The organism is Mycobacterium sp. E2479 (assembly GCF_001667925.1).
Taxonomy (GTDB): Bacteria; Actinomycetota; Actinomycetes; order Mycobacteriales; family Mycobacteriaceae; genus Mycobacterium.
In genome coordinates this window covers 1-4,667 of sequence record NZ_LZJR01000008.1, presented here as the reverse complement: position 1 = coordinate 4,667, position 4,667 = coordinate 1, and the positions used below count along the sequence as shown (strand labels likewise).

Annotated in this window: 4 protein-coding genes; 3 read left to right on the top strand and 1 reads right to left on the bottom strand. The window is 69.7% G+C overall.

Annotated elements, in window-relative coordinates; genetic code table 11:
- On the top strand, positions 1-657 hold a 657-nt coding region (locus A5686_RS01030), incomplete at its 5' end, for an MmpS family transport accessory protein (protein WP_156749884.1).
- A gap of 167 nt (positions 658-824) precedes the next feature.
- Here the strand turns inward: A5686_RS01030 and A5686_RS01025 are convergent.
- The gene (locus A5686_RS01025) at positions 825-1,532 is read right to left on the bottom strand and encodes a ferritin-like fold-containing protein (protein ID WP_067929916.1); all 708 of its coding nucleotides are present in this window, start codon (positions 1,530-1,532) and stop codon (positions 825-827) included.
- A 281-nt stretch (positions 1,533-1,813) separates the two neighbouring features.
- On the opposite strand from A5686_RS01025, the gene A5686_RS01020 reads away from it, so the two are divergent.
- Both A5686_RS01020 and A5686_RS01015 read left to right on the top strand, forming a co-directional pair.
- Positions 1,814-3,349 (top strand): DEAD/DEAH box helicase, encoded by a 1,536-nt coding sequence (locus A5686_RS01020; protein WP_067929915.1) that lies wholly within the window; start codon positions 1,814-1,816, stop codon positions 3,347-3,349.
- Between the two features lie 16 nt (positions 3,350-3,365).
- Complete coding sequence (locus A5686_RS01015) at positions 3,366-4,589, top strand: hypothetical protein (protein WP_067929914.1); 1,224 nt, start codon at positions 3,366-3,368, stop codon at positions 4,587-4,589.
- Positions 4,590-4,667 lie beyond the last annotated feature (78 nt).

Genomic DNA, 4,667 nt, shown 5'->3' with positions numbered 1-4,667 from the left:
GACGACGACGCCTGCGACACCGATCCCCACCTGAACGCCGACTACAACTGGACGGGTTGGCCCGCCGATTCGCGCTGGCGTCCTGCTACGGCGGTGCTGGGCGCAGTCGTCGCCCTCGGCGCCATCGCCACCGCCGTCGTCATCAACAGCGGCGACAGCGCGTCGACCAAGGCCACGGTGGGTGCGCCGGCCCCCCACCCGGTGACCTCGGCACCCGCGACGACCAAGGCATCCGTGCCGCCCAGCGCCGCCCCGCGCCCCTCCCAGTTACCGGCCGAGACCGTCACGACGGTCACCACTCCCAGTGCCGCGCCGGTCGCGCCGCCCGCGATGGCGGCACCCAGTGTCGCGCCGCCGCTCGCGGCGGCAGCACCGACGGCCGCGCTCAACCCGCGCACGATCGTCTACAGCGTGAACGGCACCAAGCAGCTGCTGGACCTGGTGAACATCGTCTATACCGATGCGCGGGGCGTGCCGCAGACCGAGTTCAACGTGTCGCTGCCGTGGTCGAAGGTGGTGGTGCTGAACCCGGGCGTGGAGACCGAGTCCGTCGTCGCGACCAGCTTCTACGGTCGGCTCAGCTGCTCGATCTACAACGCCGCCGGTCAGCGGATCATCGCCTCCAACACCTCGAACATGGCGACCTGCGCAGGCTGAGCCGATGGCCGTGACCCGCTACGCCCGGCTACGCCGCGCTTGCGATCACGGCGAACCCGATGGCCGTGACCCGCTACGCCCGGCTACGCCGCGCTTGCGATCACGGCGAACCCGATGGCCGTGACCCGCTACGCCCGGCTACGCCGCGCTTGCGATCACGGCGAACCTCAGCTCAGGCCCAGTTCGTGCATGCGGCGGTCGTGCGTCTGCTGCATCCGGTCGAAGAAAGCATTGAGCTGGCCCAACCCGCCGGCGCCCGACATCACCAGGTCGACAAGCTCGTCGTGGTCGGCCAGCAGGTACTGGGCCTGGGTGATCGCTTCGCCAAACAGCCGGCGTGACCACAGCGCCAGGCGACTGCGTTGCTTGCCGCTGGCCGTCACCGCGGCGCGCACCTCGGCGACGACGAACTGCGAGTGCCCGGTTTCCGACAGGGTCGCGCGAATCACGTCGGCAACCTCGTCGGGCAGACCGTGCGCGATTTCCAGGTACAGATCGGCCGCCAGGGCGTCGCCCACATAGGTCTTCACCAAGGCCTCGAGCCACGTGCTGGGCATCGTCAGCCGGTGGTAGTTGTCGAGCGCCGAGACGTACTTGGACATCGCCGACACCACGTCGACGCCGCGGCTTTCCAGCGCGTCGCGCAGCTGCTCGTAGTGCTGCATCTCGGCCGCGGCCATGCTCGCCATCGAAATCCGTCCGCGCAGGTCAGGGGCCATCCGCGCCTCGTCGGTGAGCCGGTAGAACGCCGCGATCTCGCCGTAGGCCAAGACCGCGAACAGCTCGTTGACGCCCGGGTGATCGGCCGACAGCCGCGAGGCTGGCGATCCGTCGATTTGGTCGGCGGCAGCGGGCTCACAGGAGGGCCGGGTCATGGCAACACTGTAGTCGGCTCAAGCAGCGCAAAATTGGAGCCAGTTGTCGACCAGCTATCATGTAGGTAGATGGCGGCTGTATTTATGCCGTAATTGTTTTTTTAAAGCCGCCATCGGCGAAATGTGCGTGCACAGCTGGCCCGCCCTAACTGGGCCATTCCAGACTGAGCCAGGGCCGGCGACTCGGCGACGTATTCGGAGTCGGAACTCGTGCGCGCGTGACCGCGACAGAGAAACACCGACAACAACCGATACGCCACCGAGAGGCTAATTACCCACGCATGACCGCACTCACCAGCACAACTGAACTGACCTTTGCGCAACTCGGCGTCCGCGACGAAATCGTGCGCGCGCTCGCGGAAAAGGGCATCGAAACCCCTTTTGCCATCCAAGAACTGACCCTGCCGATGGCGCTCGCAGGCGACGACCTGATCGGGCAGGCCCGCACCGGCATGGGCAAAACGTTCGCGTTCGGCGTGCCGCTGCTGCAGCGCATCACGGCCGGCACCGCCACGCGACCGCTCAACGGCGCGCCGCGGGCGCTGATCGTGGTGCCCACCCGCGAGCTGTGCCTGCAGGTCACCGATGACCTGACGCTGGCCGCCAAGCACCTGACCGCCGAGGGAGGCCGGCCGCTGTCGGTGGTCCCCATCTACGGCGGGCGCCCATACGAGCCGCAGATCGAGGCGCTACGCGCCGGCGCCGACGTCGTGGTGGGCACGCCGGGCCGGCTGCTCGACCTGAGCCAGCAGAACCACCTGCAGCTGGGTGGGCTCTCAGTGCTGGTGCTCGACGAGGCCGACGAGATGCTCGACCTGGGCTTCCTGCCCGACATCGAGCGCATCCTGCGCCAAATCCCCACCGACCGGCAATCCATGCTGTTCTCGGCGACCATGCCAGACCCGATCATCACGCTGGCGCGCACCTTCATGAACCAGCCCACCCACATCCGGGCGGAAGCGCCGCACTCGGCGGCCACCCACGACACCACCGTTCAGTACGTCTACCGGGCCCACGCCCTGGACAAGGTGGAGATGGTGAGCCGCATTCTTCAGGCCGAGGGCCGCGGCGCCACGATGATCTTCACCCGCACCAAGCGCACCGCGCAGAAGGTGGCCGACGAGCTGGCCGAGCGCGGTTTCGCGGTGGGCGCGGTGCACGGCGACCTAGGCCAGGCGGCGCGTGAGAAGGCGCTGAAGGCGTTCCGGACCGGCGAAATCGACGTGCTGGTCGCCACCGACGTGGCCGCCCGGGGCATCGACATCGACGACGTCACCCACGTGATCAACTACCAGATCCCCGAGGACGAGCAGGCCTATGTGCACCGCATCGGACGCACCGGCCGTGCCGGCAAGACCGGTGTCGCGGTCACCCTGGTGGACTGGGACGAGCTGACGCGCTGGGCGCTGATCGATAAGGCGCTCGGGCTGGACTGCCCCGAGCCTGCAGAGACCTACTCCAACTCTCCGCACCTCTACGCCGAGCTCGACATCCCCGCCGAGGCCGGCGGCACGGTGGGCGCGGCGCGCAAGCCGCAAGGCCAGCGCCGCAGCAGCGATCGGGACGGTAACAGGCCGCAGCAGAAGTCGGAGAGGCCCGCGCGCCGCTCCGGCACCCGCCGGCGAACCCGCGGCGGCCAGCCCGTCACCGCGCACCCGTCGAACAACGGGGCCGCGAGCACCAACGGCGAGGCCAACTCGGAAACCCCGGCCGCCTCGCCCCCGGGCAACGCCGGCTCCACCCGGCGCCGCCGTCGGCGTCGCAAGCCCGCCCAAGGGCAGGCCGCTACGGCGGCCGCCGCCACACCGAGCAACTAAAAGCCCGCGCCGACGCATGGTCAAGCCCGAGCGCCGGACCACAGGCGACATCGTCGCCGCCGCCGCCATCGTGGTCGTGGTCGCCGCGGCCGCGGCGTTGCTCTGGTGGAACAGCGACGCCCGGGCCACCAGCAGCCGGCCCGCTGCCTTTCCCGCACCCAACCCGACCCCGGCCCGTCAGGTGCCCGCCGGCCTCAAGCAGCTGTGGAGCGCCGCCAGCCCGGCCAGCACGGCCCCCGTGGTAGCCGGCGGGGAGGTCGTCACCGCCGCGGGCCGCCGGATCGACGGGCGCGATCCCGAAACCGGCCAGTCTCGCTGGAGCTACGCCCGCGACGTTGATCTGTGCGGAGTCACGTGGCTGTACCGCTACGCCGTCGGCGTCTACCGCGACGATCGCGGTTGCGGGCAGGTGAGCACGCTGGACGGCGCCACCGGTCGCCGGGGGCCCGCCCGCAGCGGTTATGCCGATCCGCGGGTCCGGCTCTCCTCCGACGGCATGACCGTGTTGTCCGTCGGCGACACCCGGCTGGAGCTGTGGCGTTCGGACATGGTCCGGATGCTGGCCTACGGCGAGACTGACGCCCGGGTGAAGCCGTCGTCGCGTGGGCTGCACTCCGGCTGCAGGCTGATCTCGGCCGCGGGCAGCTCGCAGGCGGTGTCGGTGCTGGAGAGCTGCGCGAATCAGGCCGACCTCCGGTTGGTGCTGCTGCGTCCGGGCAAGGACGACGACGAACCTCAACAACACATCGTGGCCGAACCGGGCATCGCGCCGGATTCGGGCGCCCGGGTAGTGACCGTCGCCGAGAACACCACGATGGTCTACCTGCCCGCACCGCAGCCCCGGGTCGACGTGATCGACGAAGCCGGTGCCACCGTGTCGAGCACGCCACTCCCCAAGCCGCCGGCACGCTCGGCGGTGGTTTCCCACCCGGGCAGCGTGATCACCTGGTGGACCGGCGATTCGCTGATGGTCTTCGACGCGAATACGTTGGCGCTGCGCTACACCATCGCCGCGGGCGACAAGACGCCGTTGGGGCCCGGCGTGATGATGGCGGGCCGGCTGCTGGTGCCTCTGACCGGGGCGCTCGGGGTTTACGACCCGCTCAGTGGCGCCAACGAGCGCTACTTGCCGGTGGACCGGTCGACGAGCGCCCCGCCGGCCGGTAAGCCGGTGTTCCCGGCCGTGATCGGGTCCCGGGTGCTCGAGCAGCGCGGCGACACCCTGGTCGCTCTGGGCTAGCTACTTCGACCTGAAAAAGGGTTGATGGTTAGTGCGCCTGGATGTTGGTCCCTGGCTGGAATCGCTGAGGGTGGCGTG

Coding starts and splice junctions, on each gene's coding strand:
- A5686_RS01020 (WP_067929915.1), top strand. CDS start 1,814: ATGACCGCACTCACCAGCACAACTGAACTGACCTTTGCGCAACTCGGC.
- A5686_RS01025 (WP_067929916.1), bottom strand. CDS start 1,532: ATGACCCGGCCCTCCTGTGAGCCCGCTGCCGCCGACCAAATCGACGGA.
- A5686_RS01015 (WP_067929914.1), top strand. CDS start 3,366: ATGGTCAAGCCCGAGCGCCGGACCACAGGCGACATCGTCGCCGCCGCC.